The 25,157-nt window shown below is 35.5% G+C and carries 25 protein-coding genes and 1 other annotated feature; of the genes, 5 read left to right on the plus strand and 20 right to left on the minus strand.

Annotation, left to right across the window (positions count from 1 at the left end):
* Nucleotides 1-38 precede the first annotated feature (38 nt).
* The 12 genes from era to hisS form a co-directional block, all read right to left on the minus strand.
* Nucleotides 39-944 carry a GTPase Era gene (gene era, locus FC66_RS01405; protein ID WP_057973585.1) on the minus strand — a complete coding sequence of 302 codons (906 nt, stop codon included), beginning with the start codon at nt 942-944 and terminating at the stop codon, nt 39-41.
* 42 nt (nt 945-986) lie between these two features.
* A complete protein-coding gene (locus FC66_RS01410; RefSeq protein WP_181647333.1) occupies nt 987-1,391 on the minus strand; it encodes a diacylglycerol kinase family protein in 405 nt (134 codons plus the stop codon).
* Nucleotides 1,369-1,854, minus strand: a complete 486-nt coding sequence (gene ybeY, locus FC66_RS01415; protein WP_057973586.1) for an rRNA maturation RNase YbeY — start codon at nt 1,852-1,854, stop codon at nt 1,369-1,371. The genes FC66_RS01410 and ybeY overlap by 23 nt, the downstream gene beginning before the upstream one ends.
* 161 nt (nt 1,855-2,015) lie before the next feature.
* Nucleotides 2,016-2,459, minus strand: a complete 444-nt coding sequence (locus tag FC66_RS01420) for a GatB/YqeY domain-containing protein (RefSeq protein ID WP_057973587.1) — start codon at nt 2,457-2,459, stop codon at nt 2,016-2,018.
* Between the two features lie 18 nt (nt 2,460-2,477).
* Nucleotides 2,478-2,666 (minus strand): 30S ribosomal protein S21, encoded by a 189-nt coding sequence (gene rpsU / locus FC66_RS01425; RefSeq protein ID WP_057973588.1) that lies wholly within the window; start codon nt 2,664-2,666, stop codon nt 2,478-2,480.
* 175 nt (nt 2,667-2,841) lie between these two features.
* Entirely contained in the window at nt 2,842-3,732 is an 891-nt protein-coding gene (locus FC66_RS01430) for a deoxyribonuclease IV (protein WP_057973589.1), read from the minus strand.
* Between the two features lie 110 nt (nt 3,733-3,842).
* On the minus strand, nt 3,843-4,652 hold the full coding sequence (locus tag FC66_RS01435) for an ABC transporter permease (protein WP_057973590.1): 810 nt from the start codon (nt 4,650-4,652) through the stop codon (nt 3,843-3,845).
* Nucleotides 4,653-4,670: 18 nt separating this feature from the next.
* Nucleotides 4,671-5,840, minus strand: a complete 1,170-nt coding sequence (locus FC66_RS01440; protein WP_057973591.1) for a CDP-glycerol glycerophosphotransferase family protein — start codon at nt 5,838-5,840, stop codon at nt 4,671-4,673.
* A gap of 26 nt (nt 5,841-5,866) precedes the next feature.
* Nucleotides 5,867-6,742 carry a YitT family protein gene (locus FC66_RS01445; RefSeq protein WP_057973592.1) on the minus strand — a complete coding sequence of 292 codons (876 nt, stop codon included), beginning with the start codon at nt 6,740-6,742 and terminating at the stop codon, nt 5,867-5,869.
* Between the two features lie 150 nt (nt 6,743-6,892).
* Nucleotides 6,893-7,414 carry a peptide-methionine (S)-S-oxide reductase MsrA gene (gene msrA, locus FC66_RS01450; protein WP_057973593.1) on the minus strand — a complete coding sequence of 174 codons (522 nt, stop codon included), beginning with the start codon at nt 7,412-7,414 and terminating at the stop codon, nt 6,893-6,895.
* 108 nt (nt 7,415-7,522) lie between these two features.
* Nucleotides 7,523-9,292, minus strand: a complete 1,770-nt coding sequence (gene aspS / locus FC66_RS01455; RefSeq protein ID WP_057973594.1) for an aspartate--tRNA ligase — start codon at nt 9,290-9,292, stop codon at nt 7,523-7,525.
* Nucleotides 9,289-10,602: a histidine--tRNA ligase gene (hisS, locus tag FC66_RS01460; RefSeq protein ID WP_057973595.1), complete on the minus strand. Its 1,314-nt coding sequence runs from the start codon at nt 10,600-10,602 to the stop codon at nt 9,289-9,291. The genes aspS and hisS overlap by 4 nt, the downstream gene beginning before the upstream one ends.
* A gap of 58 nt (nt 10,603-10,660) precedes the next feature.
* Nucleotides 10,661-10,848 (minus strand) — a binding site (T-box leader).
* A gap of 151 nt (nt 10,849-10,999) precedes the next feature.
* On the opposite strand from hisS, the gene FC66_RS01465 reads away from it, so the two are divergent.
* Entirely contained in the window at nt 11,000-11,857 is an 858-nt protein-coding gene (locus FC66_RS01465) for an N-acetylmuramoyl-L-alanine amidase family protein (RefSeq protein WP_057973596.1), read from the plus strand.
* 24 nt (nt 11,858-11,881) lie between these two features.
* On the opposite strand, the gene FC66_RS01470 is transcribed toward FC66_RS01465, so the two are convergent.
* The 7 genes from FC66_RS01470 to FC66_RS07940 all read right to left on the minus strand — a co-directional run bounded on the left by FC66_RS01470 (nt 11,882) and on the right by FC66_RS07940 (nt 17,897).
* Entirely contained in the window at nt 11,882-12,505 is a 624-nt protein-coding gene (locus FC66_RS01470; protein ID WP_057973597.1) for an HAD-IA family hydrolase, read from the minus strand.
* 72 nt (nt 12,506-12,577) lie between these two features.
* On the minus strand, nt 12,578-13,024 hold the full coding sequence (dtd, locus tag FC66_RS01475) for a D-aminoacyl-tRNA deacylase (RefSeq protein WP_057973598.1): 447 nt from the start codon (nt 13,022-13,024) through the stop codon (nt 12,578-12,580).
* Nucleotides 13,025-13,047: 23 nt separating this feature from the next.
* The gene (locus FC66_RS01480; RefSeq protein ID WP_057973599.1) at nt 13,048-15,276 is read right to left on the minus strand and encodes a RelA/SpoT family protein; all 2,229 of its coding nucleotides are present in this window, start codon (nt 15,274-15,276) and stop codon (nt 13,048-13,050) included.
* A gap of 75 nt (nt 15,277-15,351) precedes the next feature.
* Nucleotides 15,352-15,675, minus strand: coding sequence for a hypothetical protein (locus FC66_RS01485; protein ID WP_057973600.1), 324 nt, complete (start codon nt 15,673-15,675; stop codon nt 15,352-15,354).
* Between the two features lie 35 nt (nt 15,676-15,710).
* Nucleotides 15,711-16,439 carry a 16S rRNA (uracil(1498)-N(3))-methyltransferase gene (locus tag FC66_RS01490; protein WP_057973601.1) on the minus strand — a complete coding sequence of 243 codons (729 nt, stop codon included), beginning with the start codon at nt 16,437-16,439 and terminating at the stop codon, nt 15,711-15,713.
* Between the two features lie 9 nt (nt 16,440-16,448).
* Complete coding sequence (gene prmA / locus FC66_RS01495) at nt 16,449-17,396, minus strand: 50S ribosomal protein L11 methyltransferase (protein ID WP_057973602.1); 948 nt, start codon at nt 17,394-17,396, stop codon at nt 16,449-16,451.
* 12 nt (nt 17,397-17,408) lie between these two features.
* Nucleotides 17,409-17,897: a DUF3013 family protein gene (locus tag FC66_RS07940; RefSeq protein ID WP_057973603.1), complete on the minus strand. Its 489-nt coding sequence runs from the start codon at nt 17,895-17,897 to the stop codon at nt 17,409-17,411.
* 169 nt (nt 17,898-18,066) lie between these two features.
* Between FC66_RS07940 and FC66_RS01505 the strand changes: the two genes are divergently transcribed.
* From FC66_RS01505 to FC66_RS01525, 4 genes are all read left to right on the plus strand, one after another.
* Entirely contained in the window at nt 18,067-19,026 is a 960-nt protein-coding gene (locus FC66_RS01505) for a nucleoside hydrolase (RefSeq protein WP_057973604.1), read from the plus strand.
* A gap of 487 nt (nt 19,027-19,513) precedes the next feature.
* A complete protein-coding gene (gene gntK, locus FC66_RS01515; RefSeq protein WP_057973606.1) occupies nt 19,514-21,055 on the plus strand; it encodes a gluconokinase in 1,542 nt (513 codons plus the stop codon).
* Between the two features lie 21 nt (nt 21,056-21,076).
* A complete protein-coding gene (locus FC66_RS01520) occupies nt 21,077-22,429 on the plus strand; it encodes a gluconate:H+ symporter (protein WP_057973607.1) in 1,353 nt (450 codons plus the stop codon).
* Nucleotides 22,430-22,543: 114 nt separating this feature from the next.
* On the plus strand, nt 22,544-24,526 hold the full coding sequence (locus FC66_RS01525; RefSeq protein WP_057973608.1) for a cation:proton antiporter: 1,983 nt from the start codon (nt 22,544-22,546) through the stop codon (nt 24,524-24,526).
* 42 nt (nt 24,527-24,568) lie between these two features.
* On the opposite strand, the gene FC66_RS01530 is transcribed toward FC66_RS01525, so the two are convergent.
* Entirely contained in the window at nt 24,569-25,090 is a 522-nt protein-coding gene (locus FC66_RS01530; protein ID WP_420911468.1) for a DNA-3-methyladenine glycosylase I, read from the minus strand.
* Nucleotides 25,091-25,157 lie beyond the last annotated feature (67 nt).

Below are 25,157 nucleotides of genomic sequence, written 5' to 3' on the forward strand. Positions count from 1 at the left end.
AACAAAAATTATCTTTGTTCCGATCATTTATCTATTTTTTAATAATCATCTTCACGGTAACCGAATGCTTTTAAATCTGTTTGTTTATCGCGCCAATTTTTTTGAACTTTAACCCAAAGTTCTAAATAAACGCGATCTCCCATCATTGTTTCGATATCTTTTCTAGCCTTCACACCGATATCTTTTAGCATCTTACCGCCTTTACCAATGATAATTCCCTTTTGAGTTGGGCGTTCAACAATAATTGTTGCAGAAATATGCAATTTTTCTTCGTCTTCTTTTTTGATATCCTCGACTAAGACCGCAACTGAATGAGGAACTTCTTCACGTGTTAACTGCAAAACTTTTTCACGAATTAATTCGCCCATAACAAATCGTTCCGGATGATCCGTAATTTGATCTTCAGGGTAGAATTGTGGTCCTTCAGGTAATTCACTAACCAATGAATCTACAAGTTCGTCAACATTATTTCCTTTAAGTGCAGAAATTGGAAAAACTTCTTTGTAATCTAAAGATTCACGGTATGATTCTACAATGGCCAATATTTCATCAGGATGGATTTGGTCTATTTTATTGATAACTAAGTAAATTGGTTTCTTAGTATCTTTTAAACGATCAATAATAAAGTTATCTCCGGGTCCTCGTTTCTCCATTGCGTTGACCATGAATAAAATAGCATCCACTTCTCCAAGCGTTGAAAGCGCAGATTTAACCATGAAATCGCCTAGACGACTCTTAGGTTTATGGACACCGGGCGTATCAATAAAGACAATTTGTGCATCATCAGTCGTATAAATACCTTGAATTTTATTTCTAGTAGTTTGTGCTTTATCACTCATAATAGCAATTTTTTGGCCCATAACATTATTTAAAAATGTTGATTTACCAACATTAGGACGTCCTAAAATAGCCACAAATCCTGAATGAAATTTTTTATTTTGCATTAATTAATTCTCCTCTTATTGTGTATCTTCTGTTTCAATTGATTACTCAAAAAATAACTCTAACAGTTGTGGAATAAAAATTAGACATCCCACAATCATAGCGAAAAGTGCTGATAACAAAACCGCCGCGGCAGACATATCTTTAACCTTTTTCGCAATCTCGTTGTATTTATTACCAGTCGTTAAATCAACTAGGTTTTCAATAACTGTGTTCCAAACCTCATTGATAATAACCATACTAATACTTAAAGCCAGCCATAACCATTCCGTTTCAGAAATTTGAAAGATAGCTGCGCAAATGGATACAAATACCATCATTGCCACATGTTTTTTCATATTTCTTTCTTCTTTAAAAACCGTAACAAGTCCATCTAAAGAATGACCTAATGACGATAAAAATGTTCGATTTTTTTTAATTTGGCGCTTATCGTTTAAGGCCATAAGCATCAAGTATCTCAGTTTGTAAGCCAAACATTTCTTTTTCATCTTCAGGTTCCATATGATCATAACCGTTTAGATGTAAAAAGCCATGTACAGTTAAAAAACCAAGTTCCCGTTCGTAAGAATGACCATAATCAACTGCTTGCTCAGCAACCTTTTCCGTTGAAATCATGATATCACCAATATTTTTAGCAATTTCTGGCATTTCCATATCCTCATCGGTAGGGAAAATAATCGGCATATCATCGCCGTCCTCTTCAATTGCAAAACTGATAACATCTGTTGGTCGATCAACATTACGATATTCCCGATTAATTTTATGAATTTCTTCGTTATTCATTAAAGTTACTGACATTTCCGTATCATCTGGTAACTCAATTTTCTTACCCGCGAAATCAAGAATTTCTTTAATTAATTTAATATTTTTTTCTGGTTCTGCTTCAGTATGGTCAAAAATTTCTAAATCCATAATAGCCCTCTTTAAATTCATTTTATATGTCCTAAAGTTACTTAACTCAAATAATAGCATATTTTTAAGACTAACTAAAGTCAATTAGGCGTTTCTTTATCCTTTTGCCTAATTAACAAAAAAAGGAATCACAATTCAAATTGAATTGTGATTCCTTTTTGCTAATTTAATAATGATTTAACTGTCTCACTAATAACCTTACCATCAGCGCGTCCCTTAAGTTTAGGAATAACCGCACCCATGACTTTCCCAAAATCTGCTTTTGAAGTTGCCCCAACTTGTGAAATAACTTCTTTCACAATATCAGTAACTTCTTCGGCCGATAATTGTTCAGGTAAATAATTTTCGACAATTTTAATTTCCATATCAAGACTTTCTAAAAGATCGTCTCGACCAGCACTTTTGAATTCCGCATAAGATTCTTTACGTTGTTTTAACTCGCGAGCCAATAAAACAGTTTCATCATCGGTTGATAATTCATGACCTGCTTTAATTTCTTCGTTCGTAACAGCTGCTTTAAGCATTCTTACGGTACTTAAAGTTTGTTTATCTTTTGCTTTCATCGCTTGTTTTAAATCGTTATTAAGTGTTTCTAATAGACTCAACGTTGATTCCTCCCTAGACTAGAAGCGTTTCTTAGTTGTTTTACGCTTTCTTGCTGCTTCGGATTTCTTCTTACGTTTCACACTTGGCTTTTCATAGAATTCGCGTTTACGGTATTCTTGTAATGTACCTGTTTTAGAAACGGAACGTTTAAAGCGACGAAGAGCATCATCGAGAGATTCGTTTTTACGTACGACTGTCTTTGACATAGATATCCCTCCCTCCGAGCTTGAATGTAACCGTCTTTTTATGCATTAAGTTGCATCGTCAAACTGTCCTTGTTCATTATAACCAAAGTCTCAATCGACGTCAATAAATCTTTTATAAAATATTTAAGATAACCTCATAATTCATGTTTTATCTTCTTTTTTGACATTTATCTAATTAATTCATACCAAGTTCAGCTAATAAATTAGGGTTAAATACGTTCTCTTTAAACATTGTTATTTCCTTTTTATATGGTGATTGTTGCGTTTTTTTGTCTAAACCTACGTAAGGCGTTTCTAATATTTTAGGAACGGTGGCAAATCTTTCATCATGAACAATACTGTTCAACGCCTCAAATCCAATTTCACCGAAACCGATATTAGCGTGTCTATCCTTATGACTACCCTGAATATTTTTTGAATCATTAATATGAAAAACTTTTAATCGATCAATTCCGATAACATCATCAAAATGTTTAATAACTGATTCAAAATCGGTTTTAATATCATAGCCCGCATCGCTAGTATGACAAGTATCAAAAGTAACAGATAACTTATCATTTAACTTCACGCCATTAATCATTTGTGCAATTTCTTCAAATGATCTCCCGACCTCAGTCCCTTTACCCGCCATCGTTTCAATGGCAATTTGAATCGTTTGGTCGGGCGTCAACACTTCATTTAATCCCTCAATAATATGATTAATTGCGGCATCTGCACCTGCACCAACATGTGCCCCTGGATGAAGTGTCATCTGAGTAGCTCCTAATGCTTCGGCACGATCTATTTCAGCTTTCAAAAAATCAATTGCAAAAGAAAAGTTTTCTGGTTTAACGGTATTACCTAAATTTATTATATATGGTGCATGGACAACGATATCACTTAATCCGTGTTCCGCCATAAATGCCTGCCCTTTTGGAATGTTCATCTCAGAAACATCTTTACGTCTTGTGTTTTGAGGAGCCCCTGTGTAGATCATAAATGTACTTGCGCCGTTACTTGCAGCTTCCTCAGCAGAACCGAGTAACATTTCTTTCCCCTTCATCCCAACGTGTGATCCTATCAACATGATTCACTACCCCTTTTCCGTTTTTTTAATTATTAATATTATACCATTTATTATAAAAAAAGATTTAGAAAACCCGTTTTACGGCAAGTTTTCTAAATCTTTTCTTCTAATTAAATTAAATCAACGAAATGAGCTCTAAATTTATAATGTAGATGTGATCCCACTAAGAGGAACATCAATGTAATTGACCAAAACAACAACAGTTGAGTTGGATGGTCAAAGAACCAGCCTTCACTCAAAAAACTCTCTCTAAATCCTGCAACTAAATAGTTAAACGGATTAATTTGTAAAATCCTTACAAAAACTTTTGGAAAACTACCTGAGTTCAAATTGAATAAAATCCCAGACATGTAAAACAACATTCTCATGATTGATTGGAGCGCGATATAATAATCACGAGCCAAAATTGAGATTGTCGAATTAAAAATACCGAAAGAGAATAAAAATACAATCATACAAAAGAAGTAATAAATATACTGTAACCAGTATATTGTCGGTGTCACGCCGGACAATAATAAGACGATGATACTGAAACCAAACATGACCCAGTATGCAGTCATCTGGCTAATCATCCGAATAGTCGGTAAAACGCTGACTGGAAACTTCATTTTAGCAACCAATCCAACCTTCTCATAAACGCTACGAGACATGCCAAGTACACTTGCATTTATGAATAACCATGGTGCTATCCCGACCATCATCCAGGCAAAGTAATTAACACCATCGATTTGTTGACCCGCATGCAATGCCACTCCGAAAACAAGATAGTAAATTCCGATTTGAATCATTGGGTTCAAGAACTCCCAAGCAATTCCTAGGTAATGACTCTGGTAAGTTGCTCGATCTTCATACTTTGAAACTCTAAATATGATTGGTAAATTTTCAAATTGCTCTCTTATAATTGAAATAACTTTTTTCAATACGTTGACGCTCCTTATTTACTTAAAATAATAATCCAGAACACGCTTCGTTGCGTATCCATCATTAGCTGTATTCCATAATAAATTAAATGTGTCTAATTGTCTATCACTATTTTGAACTTTTTGATAGGCATTAACCAGTTCACTCATAGTTTGCACAATTGGTCCTGGTGCCCACTCATGAAAGTCAGATTGAATACCAATACTATCTTTATAGGATTGATAATCGAAACAATAAAATAATATTTGTTCCGCGTTAGGCAGTAGACTAAAATCAAAAACAACAGACGAGTAATCAGTGATCAAACAATTCGTAATAGTCAATAATTCACCGGTAGAGTAATCATCTATCCAAACGATATCTTTGGACAAAATTGATTTTAGTTCAATTTCTTTATCCCGCAAATGTGGATGTAATTTAATAATTAACTTTGTTTCATCATCTAAAAGTTTTTGAATACCGGAAAAATCCCCGGGCATTTCTAATGTGACATCTCCACTTATATTTTCCCGATAGGTGGGAGCATACAAGATAACTTTTTTATTCTTTAAATTGGGGTAACTGGCAAAAATATTATTTTTCATTTTATTTTGCCAATCAATATTTTGAAATTTATCTGAGGCAGGATAGCCAATTTCTAAAATCCTATCAGTATCAATATGATAACTTTGTTCAAATATGGCACCCATTTTGGTTGACCCAACGATAAAATTATCAAACTGGTCATAAACTGCCTGAAATCTTTTTTTATCTGAATCCGAACGGTTGTTTGTTTTAGGTTCATCCCAACCAAATGATTTAATTGCCCCATTTGCATGCCACAATTGAACTATTTTCGTTGATTTTTTTGTATACATAGTCGCTAAGAAAGCAAAGTAATTATCAACAAAAAGTAGACTGCTTTTAGAAATTAAAGGAATTAGATTTAACACAAAAGAGATGTTTTCAACAAACATTTTTGTTTCGATACCTATTTTTTGAATTTCTATGGCTTCTAATTCCATTGAAGGACGATAAAAAACAATTAAGTGTTGCTTACGCGCTAAACATCTTTCATTCAATCGTTGAATAAAATCAATGTTGCCTCCAAAACTCATTAAATAAGAAACGTTATCACTCTTTTTAGAGAAACTTATTATCGACATTATTTTGATAAGAAATAAGAAGAGATTTTTTTTAATTTGCATAACTCAATAATCCTTTAATTTATAATTTATAATGCCTGTTCATAAAAACGGCCCCAAATTTGGACGTTTTCTGAGATACTAACGAATGCAACTGGGTCTGACTCTTCCATTGCATCATGCAATTCGTTTTGCTCATACCTTGATATTACAGTAATTAAAAGTGTTTTATCATCGTGATGGTATGCCCCTTCAACGTCGTTCACAATTGTGATACCACGGCGCATATGATTTTGGATCGAATCAATAACACTTTTTGGACGGCTTGTTACAATCATAACTTGCATTTTTTGTTGTCTCGTATAAACCATATCCATAACTCTAGCATTTACAAATAACCCTAAGGCAGAATAAAAAGCGTATGGCCATCCATAAATAAATCCGGCAGCCAAAACAATGAAGGCATTGAAAATAATATTAATCGTTCCAATGCTTTTACCCGTTTTCTTTTTAATCGTTAACCCGATGATATCTAATCCACCAGTTGAGATACCATTTCTAAGTGCCAGACCCGTTCCAAACCCGTTAACTGCCCCTCCAAAAATTGCACAGATAATGGGATCGGTCGTTAAGGTCACTGGCGTAATTGCTTTAATCATAATACTTGAAAAAACAACCGCTAAGAAAGTAAAAACGGTAAAACGATGACCAATTTTATTCCAAGCTAAAACGAACATTGGTGTATTTAACAGAAATAGCAATAAGGCAGTCGAAATTTGGAAAGGTGCGTACCGACTAAGTAAAGTTGACACCAATTGTGCTAGTCCGGTAATACCAGATGCATATATTTTACCTGGCGTCCAAAAAAAGTTCATCGCAACGGAAACTAATATCGCATAAATAAATGCCGTTGAAGCTTTGGCCGCATATGAATGCTTTTTAAAAATTTGTTGCAGATCGTCCATGATCAAAAAACCTCACATTTCATTTTGACAATTTATGAATATTATACCATTCATTGCATTTATATGCCGTTAGACATTAATTTATCAATTAAAACTTAATATATACAAAAAAACTCTCCGAAATTAGTATTCGAAAAGTCTCTTTTTACCCTATTCAGATTTCCATACGGATTCTTTAAATTGCTGACGACCACCATTTTCTTCTATGGCAAATCGTCTTGGGTTCTTTTTATAAAACTCTTGATGATAGTCTTCCGCTGCATAAAATGGGCCAGCATCTTCAATACTTGTTACAATTGGTTCTTTAAAACGATGACTGTCAATTAACGCTTGTTTTGATACTTCCGCAACTTTTTTTTGGTCATCGCCCAAAGTATAAATGACAGGTCGATAAGATTCACCCCTGTCTTGAAACTGGCCCATTGCATCAGTTGGGTCAGTCTGACGCCAATAAATATCTACTAACTGAGAATAATTAATTTGGTTAGGGTCAAACGTAATCTCTACAGCTTCTGTATGTCCTGTCGTTTCTGAAACGACATCTTCGTATGTCGGATTTTTTGTGTGTCCACCAGTATATCCAGACACAACGTTTAAAATTCCAGGTTGTTCTTCGAATGGTTCCACCATGCACCAGAAACAGCCACCAGAAAATATTGCTTTTTCACTCATAGTTATCGTCTCCTTTTTTATTGTGCTAAGCATAGCTTAACTCACCAAAAATTGATATTTTTTTGCTTAAAAAAAGACTAATGAACTTAATCATTAGTCTTTGCATTCTTATTTCATATCTTGTTCATTAATTTTCAACGATAATTCATCCAATTGTTTAGTTGCAACTGAACTAGGCGCATTGGTTAATGGTTCTGATGCTTTTGAGTTTTTGGGGAACGCAATAACTTCACGAATGTTATCTTTTTTAGCCAACAACATTGCAAATCTATCTAACCCAATGGCTAAACCGCCATGAGGTGGGAAGCCGTAATCAAGTGCATCTAAGAAGAATCCAAATTGTTCTTCTGCACTTTCTTTAGTAAATCCTAATGCTTTAAACATTTTTTCTTGAATATCGCGTTTATGAATACGGATCGAGCCGCCACCCAATTCATAACCATTTAAAATGATATCATAACTTTGCGCATGTGCTTCATGCGGATTTTCATCAAGTAAATGAACATCTTCTGCATTCGGCATAGTGAACGGATGATGCGCAGCAATATACTTATCAAAATCCTCACTGTATTCAAATAATGGCCAATCAACAACCCAAAGAAATGCAAATCGACTTTCATCAATCATGTCCATTTCTTTAGCAATATCGTTACGTAAGTAGCCTAACGAGGCACGGACGACACTGGCCTTATCAGCAACAAATAAAATTAAATCGCCAACATTTGCGCCGGCTGCTTCTTTAATCACATCAACGTGATCATTCAAGAATTTAGCAATTGGACCACTGAAGCCTTCCTCAGTCACCTTGACCCAAGCTAATCCTTTAGCACCAAATCGTTCAATATAAGCTGTCTTAGCATCAATTGCTTTACGCGAATACTTATCGGCACCGCCAGGAATGGCAATTGCATTAACAAGTCCACCATTTTCCAAAGTATTAGTAAATACTTTAAAATCAATATCCTTAACGGCTTCCGCCATATCTTTTAATTCCATGTCAAATCTGATATCTGGTTTTTCAGAACCATATCTTGCCATTGATTCGTTCCATGTCATACGTTGTAAAGGTAATTCAAGATCAATATCCAGGGTATCTTTCATGACACGTTTCAATAAACCTTCAGTTAAATCTTGAATTTCTTCAGCAGACATAAATGAAGTCTCTAAATCAATTTGAGTAAATTCTGGTTGACGATCACCACGCAAATCTTCATCTCTAAAACAACGAGCAATTTGATAGTAACGATCAAAACCGGCATTCATTAACAATTGTTTAAACAATTGAGGTGACTGTGGTAATGCATAGAAGTGTCCAGGATAAACACGTGAAGGTACTAAATAATCACGTGCCCCTTCAGGCGTTGATTTAGTTAGGTATGGTGTTTCGATATCAACAAACTTTTGATCATCCAAATAGCTATGAACTGATTGTGTAATACGGCTACGAATCATCAATGATTTTTGCATCTCAGGACGACGTAAATCTAAATAACGATATTTTAATCGCGTATCATCTGCAACGTTAATATCATCTTGTATTTCAAATGGTGGTGTTTTAGCCTTGTTTAAAATAATTGTATTATGAACTTCAACTTCAACTTTACCCGTTTTCATTCTTGGGTTAATTGCTTTAGCATCACGTGCAGTGACTTGTCCTTCAATTTCAATGACAAATTCGTTACGTAATTCTTCTGCAACTTTCAAAGCTTCAGAATCAAATTCTTGGCTAAATACTAATTGGACGATACCTTCACGATCACGTAGGTCAATAAAAATTAAATTTCCTAAATCACGTCGTTTTTGAACCCATCCTTTTAAGGTCACTGTTTGACCAATAAAAGTTTCATCAACTAAACCACTATATGTTGTTCTTTTCATTCTCCATCAGCCTCTACTTCCAATTTTAATGCGTTTTGATATACTTTTGAAAAATCTGTATAAACATCGCTTAATTTCACTGTAACTTCTTGACTTGTTTTCATATTTTTAAAGTTTAAAGTTTGCGTTTCTAATTCACTCTCGCCCAATGTCATTACAAAATGAGCGTTCATACGGTTAGCCGATTTAAATTGACCTTTGGGCTTACGATTCAAGTAATCCCTCTCAACTGAAAATCCAGCTTTACGCATTGACTGTACAAGTTTTAATGATTCAATATTTGTTTCTTCACCAATACCCACAACATAAACGTCTAAGTCTTGTTCAACGGGCAATTTAGCATCTTCGGCTTCAAGCACTAGTAATAATCTCTCAATACCCAAACCAAACCCAATCCCAGGTGTTTCAGGTCCACCCAATTGTTCGACAAGTCCATTGTAACGTCCGCCGGCACAGATAGTCGTAAATTTACCGCCAAATGCTTTCGAGTCAGACATTATTTCAAAGATAGTATGGTTATAATAATCAAGTCCACGGACCATAGTAGAATCAACTTCATACGAGATTTCCAACGCATCAAGTAACTCTTTGACTTGATCAAAATGTTTTTGAGAATCCTCACTAAGATAATCGAGGATCGATGGTGCATTTTTTACGATTTCTTGATCACCTTTATCTTTGCTATCTAATACGCGCAACGGATTTTTTTCCAAACGTGCCTTAGAATCATCGCTTAATTGATCCTTAAAAGGAATTAAATAAGCAACTAGCGCATCTCGATAGTTATCGCGACTATCGTTATCACCCAAAGTATTAATCGCTAATTTCAGATTAGTCAATCCAAATTTTGATAAAAAATCAATTGCCATTGCCATAACTTCAACATCAAGCGTTGGGTTATCAACACCAAATGCTTCGACACCAATTTGATGGAATTGACGTAATCGTCCAGATTGAGGTCGTTCATATCGGAACATTGGTCCAATATAATACGTTTTAAATGGCTTTTGAATTTCTGGTCCATAAAGTTTATTTTCAACATACGCTCTGACAACTCCGGCCGTTCCTTCAGGACGTAACGTTATATGACGATCGCCTTTGTCCTTAAAATCGTACATTTCCTTCGTTACAATATCTGAAGTATCCCCTGAAGTTCTTGAGAAAACCTCAAAGTGTTCAAAAAGTGGCGTTCTAATTTCCTCGTACTGATAACTTGAGAATATTTTTCTTGCCGTTTCTTCAACATATTGCCATTTCTTTGAATCAGTTGGAATAATATCAGCAGTGCCTTTTGGACGTTGAAATTTCATTATAAATCCTCCTATTTTTGGGCATCATATAGACAAAAAAGCACCCTCATCTAAATACGACAAGGGTGCTTTTGCACGGTACCACCTTAATTTTTTACTAATAGCTTAACGCAACTTAAACGACATGTGTTTTAAACACACGCACCTCAAAAGTGTCTTTCAGTTTATCAAAATGGTGAATATTTCAGCAAATCATTCACTCTCTGTTCATTTTATTCAACTTAATTTCTTTTTCATCGGCTTTAATATTTTATTACCTTTAAATTTACCCGAATGCACCCTTAAAGTCAAGTGTGGCTTAACTTTCAATATTGCCCAAAATTGATTCTTACTATTAGTCAAATATTTGGTATAATACAACTTAGATTCAATTTCTGATAGTTAAAGGAGCACGTCGATGGCAACAGGGAGAAAACAAGGCGCCAGCGTAAACTGGCCAAGAGTCATTTTATTGATTATCATCTTTTCCACCCTATGCTTAGGTGCGGTGAAAACGATGAGTTACTTAGGGGAAACTGTTGTTGAATCAGACAATATCAACGTACGTACAGGACCTAGCACGTCATTTAAAGTAACCGATACTTTAAAAAAAGGAGAACGTATCTCCATTATTCGAGAAAAAAATAATTGGTCATATGTTTTACTTCCCGATGACAAAAAAGGCTGGGTTGCAAATTGGCTTCTTTCTAAAAAAAATGCCACAGTCACAAAACTGTCTGAGGCAACAATTGTTTTAGATCCCGGACACGGTGGTAATGATTCAGGAGCCCTCTCAATTAAAAAGAAACAAGAAAAAATTTATACACTTCAAATGGCAACAAGAGTAGCTAATCTCCTCAAAGCACGTGGTGCTAACGTTCTTTTAACGCGAGACTCCGATTCATATGTTGGTTTAACACCACGCGCAAAACTTGCTGAATCGAATAATGCAGACGCATTTATTAGTTTTCATTTTGATTCATCACCCAATGACAATGAGGCAACAGGATTAACCAGTTACTATTATAAGAAATCGACAGATTTCGCGCTCGCTTCAGCATTAAACGTTGAACTGAACAATACCGGTCTCAATAATCGTGGAACCGAATTTGGAGATTTCCTCGTTTTGAGAGAAAATACGCAACCATCAGTTTTACTGGAACTTGGCTACATTAATACTAAATATGACTTTAAGTTAATTCAAAATGATAATTTCCAAGAAAAAACGGCTGAATCGATTGTTAATGGCTTAGATAACTATTTCAAAAATAAATAAGACGATGACTAAAATGTCATCGTCTTATTTTTCGATTAAATCGATTAATTTCAAAACGCGTTTTTCTGGAACTTCGACAGTTGTAATCATTTGGTCAAAATCAAAAAGATAACCTTTCATTCCTGCATTATGTCCTGCAGCAATGTCTAACTCACGATCACCTATCATTGCGGCCGTTTGTAAATCAACCCCATTTTTTTCTACGAGATAATTAAGCGACGCTGGATTTGGTTTTCTTGGAAATTTTTGATTAGCAGTTACAAAATCTGAAAATAAATTTAAGACATGCTTTTCGTTCATCATGTCAATCGCGCTTTGATCTCTATGTGTTAATAGGAAGTTATGTCCACCATTGTTAGTTACCCATTCGCAAACTTCCTCGGCACCCGGAAATAATTTTACATTAACCTGTTCTTTTATCTCTAAATTAGTATAATTTTCTTTTAATTTATCTACATTCAAACTTGGGTTCATATTAGAATATAGTTGAATTGCCTGTCTAACAGATTTTTCTCGCATAATCTGATAAATTTCCTCACTGGCAACACTAACATTTTGTAATTGAAGTGCTTTTTGAAATGCATTAACCATCCCTGGGTAAGTATCAAAAAGTGTCCCATCAAAGTCCCAAAAATAATTATTTACCATTATCTAACCCTCTTCTTTCTATCGATTAAAACCTAAAAAGGTATACTAGAGACCTGACTCTAATACACCTTCTTATTTTTGTTCAGAATCAAAAATGATTGTTACAGGACCATCATTTAAAAGCTCAATCGCCATATCTGCTCCAAATTGTCCAGTTTTTACAACGGATACAACATTAGCTAACTTTTGATTGAATTCTTCATAATGTTTTTCAGCTAATTCAGGTTCTTCTGCCAGCGAAAAACCAGGTCTATTTCCTTTTTTCGTTGATGCATACAACGTAAATTGCGAAATGGACAGAATCTCTCCCGCAATTTCTTGAATACTTAAATTCATTTTCCCATCACTATCTTCAAATAATCGAGAGTTTGAAATTTTTTTAACCATATAATCTATTTCATTGGATGTATCACCGAATTTAAATCCCACTAATAAGAGATAACCCGCATTAATACGATTAAATACTTGACTATCTATTGTGACGCTAGCATGTTTCACGCGTTGAACAACAACCTTCATTTTTAAACCCTCCATTAAAAAAATTAATGAATCTTTCTTTTGACCGCGTACACATCTTCAACACTCTTTAGCGTTTCCATCGTTCTTTCTAACTGAATGATATCTTTCACACCGACTGAAACATCCATTGTTGCAATTTTGTTATTGTCAACACGGCCATTCACTGAGCTTAATTGCTTAGTTGTATTATTCAATGATTGTAAAATGTCATTTAAAAGTCCCGAACGATTGTAGCCTTGAATTTCTAAATCAGATTGATAGTTAGCCTTATTATCTGTAACTTTTTCCCATTTAACACTAATAATCCGTTCGCCAGACTCTTCAGCCTTAATGACGTTTGGACATTCAACACGATGAATTGAAACGCCACGTCCTTTAGTAATATAACCAATAATATTGTCTCCCGGAATTGGATTACAACAATGACTGAGTCGAACAAGTAAATTATCAACGCCATCGATTACAATGCCACCATCATGGCTACTCTTACGATTCTTATCAGGCGTTTCAGCTTTTTTAAGTGGCTTATGATCTTCCAAAATTGCTTTTTGTTCATTTACTTGTCGGACTTCTTCTTCTTTAGAACGAATGTCCTCAGTTAGCGTATTAGCTGTTCCCAACGTTGCAATTTCACCAAAACCAATTGCAGCATACAAATCATCTGCTTCAGCTAATTGTTTCTTATCTAAGAGTCGTTTCATATTTTCTTTAGTGATAACTTCTTTTGGATCAAAACCTAAATCAATAAGTTGAATGGTTAGTAACTCTTCACCCTTTGTGATGTTAGCAACACGATCTTGTAATTTAAAGAAACGTTTAATTTTATTACGCGCTTTATTTGTGTGTACCAAGTTTACCCAATCCCGACTAGGCCCCATTGAACTCTTACTCGTTAGAATATCAACAATGTCCCCATTCTTAACTTGGTAATCTAATGGGACAATCTTACCATTTACTTTTGCCCCTGTCGTATGATGACCGATTTCAGTATGAATACTGTAAGCCATATCAAGCGGTCCCGCACCTTTAGGTAGTTCAAAAACATCACCTTTTGGCGTGAAAACATAGACCCGATCGCCAAAGATATCGCCCTTAACACTTTCCATAAAATCAGAAGCGTCATCGGTTTCATCTTGCAATTCAATAATTTCTTTAAACCAGTTTAATTTTGTTCCAGCGTCATCTTGTTGAACTTTTTCTTTTACGCCTTCTTTATAAGCCCAATGTGCAGCGACTCCAAATTCAGCAATTTCATGCATCTCTTTAGTTCTGATCTGAACTTCAAAGGGACGACCTTCTGGGCCAACAACAGTCGTATGAAGTGACTGATATAAGTTAGCTTTGGGTATTGCAATATAATCTTTAAATCTGCCAGGCATTGGTTTCCATCTTGAATGAATGGCCCCTAGTACTGCGTAACAATCTTTAATTGATCCAACAATCACCCTGACCGCTAAAAGATCATAAATTTGAGAAAATTGTTTATGTTGATCTTTCATTTTTTTATAAACGGAATATAAATGTTTTGGACGGCCATAAATTTCACTCGAAACTTTCAAATCACTGATAGATATCTTAATTTCCTCAATCGCACCGGAAATATATTCTTCACGTTCCTCACGTTTTGAATTCATCAAATGGACAATTCGATAATACTGTTGTGGATTCAAATAACGCAGCGAACTATCTTCTAGCTCCCATTTAATCGTGCTAATACCCAAACGATCTGCCAAAGGTGCATAAATCTCTAACGTTTCATTCGCAATTCGACGTTGTTTATCCGGACGTAAATGTTTTAACGTTCGCATATTATGCAATCGATCCGCCAATTTAACAATAATTACTCGTAAATCTTTAGACATGGCTAAAAGTAACTTACGATGATTTTCAGCCAACTGTTCTTGGTGAGATTTATATTGAATCTGCCCAAGTTTAGTAACACCGTCAACGATTACTTCTACGTCTTTTCCAAAAAGTTCACCTAAATCACCTAAAGTAACCTGTGTGTCTTCAACAACATCGTGTAAAAATCCGGCACTAACTGTTTCAGGGTCCATTTTTAATTCAGCTAAGATACCAGCAACTTGTATCGGATGCATAATATAGGGTTCACCCGACTTGCGATATTGGTCTTTATGAACATACGTAGCAAAATCACACGCTTTTTGTACAAACTTAACGTGTTCTTCATTCATGTAGCTTTCAACGATTTCCAAGACGTCTCTAGCGCTCCACATTTCTTCTTTTGTCATATCTAAACACCTCTTTTTATATAAAATAAAAGTACGCGATGACATAATCCAGTCGGCGTACTTACGTATTCATAATTAATTTTTTGAAATTCCCCATGTTAATAACGACAAGCAGAGATAAATGAGTGCAAAAAGAATCATGACACTTTGAAACAAGTGAAATAAGACGCCAATTGCAAAAATTATCGGGAAGAAAAAAACAAAAATTAAGCCGTGATTACTTTTACCTACAACGACACCAACAGCAATGGCATAAATCACATTTACTACAAATAACGAAACACCAATCTTCACAACGTCATTTGCATTAGCCAAGGTTAACAACATTGGTAAAACAATTCCAATGGCAACACTTACTGCCAAATACCATGCAGAAGTTATATTTAATACTTTTTTCAAAAATTTTTCCTCATTTCATTTTCTCATGCTTCATTTTAACTTAATTCACTAAAAAATGAAAGACTCGCCAATAGGTATAATGGAGCTGTTTCCGCACGTAATATTCTAGGTCCTAGCCCAACTTTCTGATAACCAGCTGAAGATAACTTATTAATTTCAGCTTCGGAAATACCACCCTCTGAACCAAACACTGCAATCAAATTTTGATTAGGCTTAATTAAATCAAATGATTTTTTTAATTGACTAACCTCACCTTGCTTAGCTGATTCTTCATAGGCAACAATTTGAATATCATAAGATTGTTGAAATAATTCATCAATCTTATTAACATAGGCAATTGTTGGAATTACAGTTCGATGCGATTGTTCCGCTGCGCCCTTAGCAATTTTTTGTAACCGTTCAATCTTTTTAGCTTGTTTTTTCCGATCCCATTTAGCAATAGAAAAATCACTATTAAAAAAGATAAATCCGCTGGCACCCATTTCAGTTCCTTTTTGTACAATCCAATCAGCTTTATCTTTTTTTGAAAGGGCTGACGCAATTGTAACTGCAATTGGTAATTCAACTTGCGATTCTACTGTCAGTTGATACTCAAAATTAACAAAACTGTCGGTAATTTGTGTTGCTTTTGCAACGACAACTTCCTCCGACTGTTTTACTAATTCAACCTTGTCACCAACTGCTAAACGCATGACCTTAGTGGCATGATGGAAATCCTCATCCGTCAAAACCAACTCATTAGATTTCAAAAAATATCTTTGCATCCTTAATCCCTAACCTTCCGAGTCCATTTTAACTGCAATGATTGAAAACCAATCACCCATATTTAATATTTGTTGTATTTCAAACCCACCATTTATCAGTGATGATTTAATTAAATTAACCTTATCCGTAATGATACCAGAAGTTACGAAATAACCCCCAGAATTTAAACTATTTTTAGCTTGTGGAATTAGAGGCACAATAATTTCGGACAGAATGTTAGCAACAATTAAATCAACTTTTTTCTCGATTCCGTTCAGCAAGTCATTTGCTGCAACGTGAACATCGCTCGCTACCGGATTTAAGTCAAAATTCAACACCGCAGCTTCAACTGCAATATCATCCAGATCATAAGCATCAATCTGTCCCACGCCAAGATGCTTAGCAGCGATACTTAAAACCCCTGAGCCGGTTCCAACATCTATCATCGTCTCACCGCCACGAATGACTTGTTCTAATGCAACTAAGGCCAGTCGAGTTGTTGGGTGTGTCCCTGTTCCAAACGCCTTTCCTGGATCTAACCGAATCACTTTTTCGTCCAACTGGCTGGGTTCGTATTTCTCCCAACTTGGTACAATGGTTAAGAAACGTGTCACTCTAACAGGATGGTAGTATTGTTGCCATTCTAATCCCCATCCCTGATCATCAACTTCGGTCGATTCAATTAATCCCTGTCCTATATTAAGACCAAAATCTACCAACTGATTAACCTTACTTTGGATAACGGGTAATATTTCGGGAATAAATACTATTTCCGGAAAAAAAGCGGACACTTTAGCACCTTCAATTTGATGCTCAACTAATCCAAAATCATACCCAGATAAATTATCCTGCATTAATTTTTCAAAGTCCTTTGAGTCATCAATTTGAACGCCCTCGGCACCACTTTCAATTAAAATATTTGAAACGGCTTCAACAGCTTCACTACTAGTTAAGACACTTAATTCGGTCCACTTCAAAATGACGTCCTCCTAAAATTTTGGGTATACCAAACGCATACTTTTTTGTGTACTTTGTGCTTTTTGAATCTTTTCAAAATCACTAGCCGACCAACCTAGTTCGAAAAATTCAGCGTCATCATCGTTCAAGAAATCTAGCAAATCACTTTGACCGTTATCTAACACCACTTGTAAATAGTTAATAAATGCGGCACCTTCTGAGTGTTCCCATCCAGCTTTGCCATCAAATGGTAACGTAACTAAATAATCTTTTTCAACTTCTTTTGGATCAAAACGCTCTACATCATATAATAATATGGCATCTCCAAATGATATGATTGGTAACTCAGAGTTAATACCCTCGATATCTAAAATTGCTTGTTGCGATTTATTTTCTGCATAAAATGTTAAATCTACAGTAAAAGTGTGATCCTTTTTTTGCCACTCTAACTCGATATCGCCATCAAAATCTATTTTTGGCAATTCTTTCTTTAAGTAATCTAATAATGTTTCTTGTGCCATGCCGTCACCTCATATTTAACTATATTTTAAATACACTAACTATTGTTTAGTTCTCAATTTTTATTATAAAGCATTGTTGCCATTCATGCATTAAATATAGGGGGAAACGATAACAATTTGTCGTTTTTTTTGGTAAACTGAAGTTATAAAATATTGAGGAGGTTTTATTATGGGAAGAAAAAAAATGATTTTAGATTTAGATACCGGAATTGACGACGCAATGGCAATTGCTTATGCGCTTGCTAGTGAGGAAATTGACTTAATTGGTATCGTGGGATCTTATGGTAACTTGCAGATGCTAGATGGTGTTCAAAACAGTTTGAACTTACTTTCACTATTAGGTCAACCCAATATTCCAGTTTATCTTGGCGAAAAGCACTCAATGACAACGCAAACCTTTAACACTATGCAAATTAGCCAAGAAATCCATGGTATGAACGGTATAGGCGATATTACTATTCCAAAATCTGACCAATCACCTCATCCAGGATCTGGTATTGATTTCATAATTGACTCTGCAAAAAAATTCCAGTCAGATTTAATTATCGTCCCAACTGGACCATTAACAAACTTAGCGTTAGCCATTAAGCAATCACCTGAAATTGAAACGTTAATTGGTAAAGTCGTTTTAATGGGAGGCGCCTTAACAATTCCCGGAAACGTCACACCCGTGGCTGAAGCAAATATTAATCAAGATCCTGAAGCTGCAAATGAGGTTTTTCAAAGCAAGTTAACAATTACAATGGTTGGTCTAGATGTGACACTTAAAACACTTTTGACAAAAAAAGAAACACAAGAATGGCGACAACTCAATAGTACTTCGAGTCGTGCCTTTGCTGATATCGTTGATTATTATATTGAAGCCTACGCAAATCTAAAAACTAATTTGGGTGGTTGCGCACTTCATGACCCACTTGCCGTCGCAGTTGCGATAGATCCCTCTTTAGTCACAACATTACCAATTAATATGAAAGTTGACACAAAATCACCTTTCAGTGGGCGAACAATTGGTGATGAAAGACGCTTGAATTCAAATGAAGCCACAACGGATGTAGCAGTAGCCGTTGAAACGGAACGTTTCTTATCCATATTCATGACAAAATTATCAACTTTATTTTCAAAAAATTAATTTAATGAGGTTCATTTATGCAATATCTAGGTCCGTTTCTTATCTTGGTTTGGTTTATCATGACAACCATGATTTATATGTCTACAAAAACAAAACGTCGCAAATTTTCGTATAAGTCTCTATTTTTTGGTTCGTTAGCCTGGGAAAAAAATAGTCGCAATTGGCTTTTAATATTAGGCTTATTTTTACTTGTTAGTTTGAACTCAATCACGGATACCTTTGTTTTTCTGATATTACTTGGTTGTTACATCATTGTTCTCGCAGGCTCAGGTTTATTGTTGCATCGCGGTAACCATCATCAACATATCCAAGCGCTCTTTTTTTCAATCTTTTTAATTGGCTTAGCTTGTTACCCACTCCTATCAAATCTTAGGTAAAGGTTAATTAGTTGCTTTATAATTCTCTAAAGAAGATAATGTAAGCGTTAACCAACTAATTCTTTAAAAAACATCGCCCACAATACTATTTAATTAAGGAGATTTCTACTATGCCATACATGATTGGTGTCGATATCGGAACAACTAGTACGAAAGCAGTTTTATATGATCTTAAAGGTAGCGTAATTGAATACGCAAACATCAGCTACCCCCTTTATCAAGAAGAAGATGGAATGGCTGAGCAAGATCCTGAAGAAATTTACGCTGCCGTAACTGAGGCAATTACTCAGGTCAACAAAAAAGCAAATCTAAGTTCTACCGATTTAAAAGGTGTCGCGTTCTCCGCTGCGATGCATAGCTTAATATTACTCGATAAAAATCACAAACCTCTTACACGATCAATCACTTGGGCTGACAATAGAGCTAGCAAATGGAGTGACGATTTAAATGAGTCAGGGATTGGTCATGAAATTTATCTCAAAACCGGAACACCTATCCATCCAATGTCGCCATTGTCGAAATTAATTTGGTTAAAAAATGAAAAACCAGATTTGTTTAATCAAGCTTCCTACTTTGTTGGTATTAAAGATTATATTTTATATCAATTATTTGATCGACTTGTTATTGATCATTCGCTAGCATCGGCAACAGGTTTGTTTAATATCTTTAATTTAGATTGGGATGAACAAGCACTATCAGTAGCCGGAGTTACGCCTGAGAAGTTACCAGAATTAGTCGAGACAACTTACCAATTAACGGGACTCGATAAAGAATTTTCTAAAAAAACGGGTATTAGTCGTAAAGTACCATTTATTATTGGCGCAAGTGATGGTGTCCTTTCAAACCTTGGTGTCGACGCTATTGATCCAGGCGTTGCAGCCGTTACAATTGGCACAAGTGGCGCAGTCAGAATGGTTATTGATCATCCCGTTACGGATCCTAAAGGACGTTTATTCTGTTACGCGCTCGCAAAAGATAAATGGGTTATTGGCGGGCCAGTTAATAATGGAGGGATTGTCTTCCGTTGGTTGAGAGATGAAATATTCACACCCGAAAAAATTACTGCTGAACAGATGCAGATTGATCCATATGAAATCATCACTCAGATTGCTGAAAAAGTCCCTGCTGGATCCGATGGACTACTCTTCCATCCTTATCTTGGTGGCGAACGTGCACCTCTTTGGGATGCAAATGCCAGAGGTTCATTCTTCGGATTAACACGACAGCACACACGTGCACATATGGCACGTGCCGTACTCGAAGGAATTGTCTTTAATTTGGATATGGTTATGTTAGCGTTAACCGAAGTTTCTGGAAGTCCAACTAGAATTCAAGCAACAGGCGGATTTGCCCAGTCTTCATTATGGCGTCAACTATTGGCCGATATTTTTGAGCAAGAAGTCACAATTCCTGAAAGTTTTGAAAGTTCTTGTCTTGGTGCGGCCGTTTTAGGTATGGAAAGTTTGCACTTAATTGCTGATTTGTCAGCCGTTGAAAATATGATTGGTTCGACGCATGTTCATCAACCACAAAAAGAAAATTTTGAAGTCTATCGTGAATTGTTACCTATTTTTGTTCGCTTAAGTCGATCATTAAGTTCTGAATATAAAAACATTTCTGATTTCCAACGTAAGCATTATCATCAAATCTAGTACTACTGGGGGAAAGTTATTATGCCACTTTTAATCGTTTTTATTGGGATTTTATTTTTACTTTTATTAATTATTAAGTTTAAGTTAAATACATTTGTTTCATTAATTATTACATCATTTGTTGTTGCCATTGGCTTGGGGATGCCGTTAGATAAAATTACAACTTCCATTGAAAATGGAATTGGTAGTCAGTTAGGCCATTTATCATTAGTCTTCGGATTTGGTGCTATGCTTGGTAAATTAGTAGCAGATTCGGGTGGTGCTTACCGAATTGCGACTACCTTAATTAATCGTTTCGGTCGAAAATGGATTCAACTCGCTGTTGTATTAGCGTCATTTATTATTGGTATCGCCTTATTCTTCGAGGTGGGTATTGTTTTATTAATTCCAATTATTTTCGCAATCGCAACAGAATTGGGTATTTCAATCTTATACCTTGGGATTCCCATGGCAGCTGCACTTTCAGTTACTCACGGATTCTTACCTCCTCATCCGGCGCCAACGGCCATTGCATCGGCTCTAAATGCTAATGTAGGGATGGTTCTTATTTATGGCTTAATATTAGCCATTCCTGTGACATTAATTGCGGGACCACTCTTTGCGGTCGTTGCCCAAAAATATATTCCTTCAGCATTTAAACAAAAAGGTAATTTGAGCGCATTGGGGACACAAAAGGAATTTAAACTTGAAGACACACCTAGTTTTGGAATGAGTACGTTAACATCATTATTCCCCGTTATCATTATGGCTATTTCAACAATCTACGATATGGTCGTTAATAAAGGAATACGGCCAAAAAATCCAAACTCAGTAGATTCATTCTTTATGTTTATCGGTGCTCCTGGCGTGGCTATGCTTCTCTCACTGTTGTTTGCTATTTACTCAATGGGATTCGCACGCAAAATACCCGTTAAAGATATTATGTCATCTCTTGAAGTAGCCGTTAAACAAATTGCAATGTTACTATTAATTATTGGTGGTGGTGGCGCATTTAAACAAGTACTTGTCGACGGTGGCGTTGCAAATGTTATCTCAAAAATGTTTGAATCATCTTCATTATCACCACTTTTCTTAGGCTGGTTAATTGCTGCGCTACTGAGAGTTTCTCTTGGCTCCGCGACGGTTGCTGCATTGACTGCAGCTGGTCTTGTTAGTGGATTAATGGCAGGTACAGGTGTTGATCCAGCATTAATGGTAATTGCAATTGGTTCTGGTAGTTTAATTGCCTCACACGTTAATGATGCCGGTTTCTGGATGATTAAAGAATACTTTGATTTAACTGTTAAAGAAACGCTTGCAACATGGACGGTTCTGGAAACAGTCGTTTCCGTCTCCGGACTTGGTGGTGTCATGATTATTAATTTGTTCGTATAATAAATGAAAGGACTAAGTTATTTTCAGATAACTTAGTCCTTTTTATATGTCGTTAAATCCCGACATGTGTTAATATAGAGTCCATTCTAAAAGAAGTTGTCGGAGGATTTAATTATGAGTTCCTTATCTATTATTTTATTACTACTTGGTGGCGTAGTTATCGCAAACGTATTTGCCATTAAATTTCCTAGAATCCCACAGGCCTTTTACCAAATCAGTATTGGTTTAGGATTGTCATTATTACCACTTTTTCAACATTTCGAACTAAAACCAGAATTATTTTTTATGATGATTGTTGCGCCCATTATTTTTAATGAAGCACAAAATACGTCTAGGCGTGCATTGGCTAAAAATATTTTAGCAACACTTTCACTGGCCATCGTGCTAGTTGGGCTGACCATTGTTGTCACGGGATTTCTAGCTCACACCTTCTTGCCAGAACTTTCTCTTGCTCTAGCATTTGCGTTAGCCGCAATTGTTACACCCACGGATACGGTTGCCGTTTCTTCAGTGACAAAAAATTTACCGATTCCTGAATCAATGATGAATATGCTAGAAAATGAATCATTGTTCAATGACGCATCCGGTATTGTTGGCCTTAATTTAGCCTTAACGGCTTTTGCCTCCGGTACATTTTCTATAAATGAAGGTCTAAACGCTTTTAACGCATCATTTTTCGGTGGTCTTTTAATTGGTGGTTTTCTGGGCCTCATATTCGTTAGAATACGATTGACTTTGTTAAGTTGGCATATTGAAGACACTGCCGTTATGATTCCCATTGAAATCATAACGCCTTTTCTCATTTATTTTATCTCTGAAGAATTTGGTTTTTCAGGTATTTTAGCTGTCGTAGCCGCAGGGTTAATTCACGGCGTTCAAAAAGACCGTTTAAGGTTATCTTCAACTAAGCTACAGTTTGTCTCAAGTAGTCTCTGGAAGGTGTTAACAGATGCCTTAAATGGCTTTGTCTTTGTTGTTCTAGGTTTAACATTACCAACAGTCACATTAGATCTATTCAAAGGTTCGGGGTTCAATTCATTAATTTTATTCGCCATCAGTTTAGGTATTTACGCCGTTATGACGTTAATGCGCTTCTTATGGGCCCGTTTCGCATTAAATATGTCATCAATAAAAGATAATTTAACATTCGCCTTGAGCGGTATTCATGGAACAATTACACTATCAATGGCCTACTCATTACCCTTAATAACAATTTCAGGTGCCCCATTTCCGATGAGAAACGAAATTATTTTTATGGCCGCACTCGTTATTTTAATTAGCATGATTGTTCCAACGCTTTTGTTACCACGTCTGATTCCTAAAAAGAATGAACTCGCTATTCCAGAAAATACGAGTCATGTTCGTTCTAAAATGGTTGTTTATACAGTCGAACAGCTTAATATGACGACGGTTCCCAGCCCAGAACGTCAAATAGTCATTGAAACATTATATAATCAACAGAATTTTTTAAAACGACCCAAAAAAAATGATTTTTATGAACTATTAGAAAAAACACAAGAAATTGAAGAAAATATTTTACGCGAACTACTATCGAGTGGTCAGGTTTCAGAAAAAATGGTTACATGGTACGAGAAATTTTTAGTTACCACCTATCAATCAACACGTGGATTTTCATTAAAAAATTTATTCATGCATTTAAAATTTTATTTACTACGCTTATTTAAAAAACTTGCAATCAAAAAAGGAAAGAGAGCTTTATCTCAAGTTACAGAAGATCAGAAATCTGCCTTTAAAAAATATTACAGTAGCACCAAAGACGAATTTATTTTAATGGAAGAATCTGGCTACCAGGCCGCAATCACCTACTTAACATCCATTACAACTGTTGAAAATTCTATGACTGTCACCATGGTCAGACAATTTTTATCAGTCCGTCACAGACGTTCATTTTCAAATGAAACTGAACTTATTTCACAAAATAATATCTTCATAAGTGCCTTCCAATTAGAATACAATTTTGTCCAACTTCAATTGGAACAAAATCTAATATCACGAGAAACAGCTAATTCACTTCGAGAACAAATTTCATACGACGAGATGGTTTACATGCAAAATACGGACTCATTCTCATCATAAAAAAATGGTAACTAGATTACAGTTTAATCTAGTTACCATTTTTTATTCATTTAATACGTTGTCCTGAACCATTCCGCCAGCTTTCATGAACATATACATAACAATCGGCCCAACATATGTAAAGCCGTGTTTCTTCATATCCACAGCAACCGCTTTTGATAATTCACTACTTGTCGGTACTTCGTCGCGTTCAGTATATTCATTTACCAAAGGCTTATCATTAACAAATTTCCATAAATAATTTGAAAAACTACCATATTCTTTTTGAATGGATAAAACCGCTTGAGCATCATTAATCGTTGCGTTAATTTTCCGTTCATTCTTAATCATGTCACTATCTTTCAACATAACTTCTATTTCGTCAGGTAATATCGCGGCCACTCGTTCTACGTCGTAATCATAAAAATATTTTGCAAAAACGTCTCGTTTTCCGGCAATCATCTTCCAATTCAAACCTACTTGAAAAATACCAATAGTCAATAATTGAAATAGCTTGGAATCATCATACGTCGGTTTCCCCCATTGTTCATGATACCAATTCCAACTTTTATCTGTCTCCATCATAGTCACTCCCCTTTAATGACTTTAGTGTACAAAAAAAAGATGAATACAACAAGCAAGTTGTACTCAT

The organism is Dellaglioa algida DSM 15638 (assembly GCF_001434695.1).
GTDB classification, from domain to species: Bacteria; Bacillota; Bacilli; order Lactobacillales; family Lactobacillaceae; genus Dellaglioa; species Dellaglioa algida.

Bases quoted from the DNA above. Each gene is read 5' to 3' on its own strand.
- aspS (WP_057973594.1), bottom strand. From the start codon at position 9,292: ATGAAAAGAACAACATATAGTGGTTTAGTTGATGAAACTTTTATTGGT.
- dtd (WP_057973598.1), bottom strand. From the start codon at position 13,024: ATGAAGGTTGTTGTTCAACGCGTGAAACATGCTAGCGTCACAATAGAT.
- FC66_RS01470 (WP_057973597.1), bottom strand. From the start codon at position 12,505: ATGGTAAATAATTATTTTTGGGACTTTGATGGGACACTTTTTGATACT.
- FC66_RS01505 (WP_057973604.1), top strand. From the start codon at position 18,067: ATGGGAAGAAAAAAAATGATTTTAGATTTAGATACCGGAATTGACGAC.
- hisS (WP_057973595.1), bottom strand. From the start codon at position 10,602: ATGAAATTTCAACGTCCAAAAGGCACTGCTGATATTATTCCAACTGAT.
- FC66_RS01445 (WP_057973592.1), bottom strand. From the start codon at position 6,742: ATGGACGATCTGCAACAAATTTTTAAAAAGCATTCATATGCGGCCAAA.
- FC66_RS01530 (WP_420911468.1), bottom strand. From the start codon at position 25,090: ATGATGGAGACAGATAAAAGTTGGAATTGGTATCATGAACAATGGGGG.
- FC66_RS01440 (WP_057973591.1), bottom strand. From the start codon at position 5,840: ATGCAAATTAAAAAAAATCTCTTCTTATTTCTTATCAAAATAATGTCG.
- gntK (WP_057973606.1), top strand. From the start codon at position 19,514: ATGCCATACATGATTGGTGTCGATATCGGAACAACTAGTACGAAAGCA.
- FC66_RS01465 (WP_057973596.1), top strand. From the start codon at position 11,000: ATGGCAACAGGGAGAAAACAAGGCGCCAGCGTAAACTGGCCAAGAGTC.
- era (WP_057973585.1), bottom strand. From the start codon at position 944: ATGCAAAATAAAAAATTTCATTCAGGATTTGTGGCTATTTTAGGACGT.
- ybeY (WP_057973586.1), bottom strand. From the start codon at position 1,854: ATGGATTTAGAAATTTTTGACCATACTGAAGCAGAACCAGAAAAAAAT.
- FC66_RS01525 (WP_057973608.1), top strand. From the start codon at position 22,544: ATGAGTTCCTTATCTATTATTTTATTACTACTTGGTGGCGTAGTTATC.
- FC66_RS01480 (WP_057973599.1), bottom strand. From the start codon at position 15,276: ATGACAAAAGAAGAAATGTGGAGCGCTAGAGACGTCTTGGAAATCGTT.
- FC66_RS01490 (WP_057973601.1), bottom strand. From the start codon at position 16,439: ATGCAAAGATATTTTTTGAAATCTAATGAGTTGGTTTTGACGGATGAG.
- rpsU (WP_057973588.1), bottom strand. From the start codon at position 2,666: ATGTCAAAGACAGTCGTACGTAAAAACGAATCTCTCGATGATGCTCTT.
- FC66_RS07940 (WP_057973603.1), bottom strand. From the start codon at position 17,897: ATGGCACAAGAAACATTATTAGATTACTTAAAGAAAGAATTGCCAAAA.
- FC66_RS01410 (WP_181647333.1), bottom strand. From the start codon at position 1,391: ATGCTTATGGCCTTAAACGATAAGCGCCAAATTAAAAAAAATCGAACA.
- FC66_RS01430 (WP_057973589.1), bottom strand. From the start codon at position 3,732: ATGTTGATAGGATCACACGTTGGGATGAAGGGGAAAGAAATGTTACTC.
- msrA (WP_057973593.1), bottom strand. From the start codon at position 7,414: ATGAGTGAAAAAGCAATATTTTCTGGTGGCTGTTTCTGGTGCATGGTG.
- FC66_RS01520 (WP_057973607.1), top strand. From the start codon at position 21,077: ATGCCACTTTTAATCGTTTTTATTGGGATTTTATTTTTACTTTTATTA.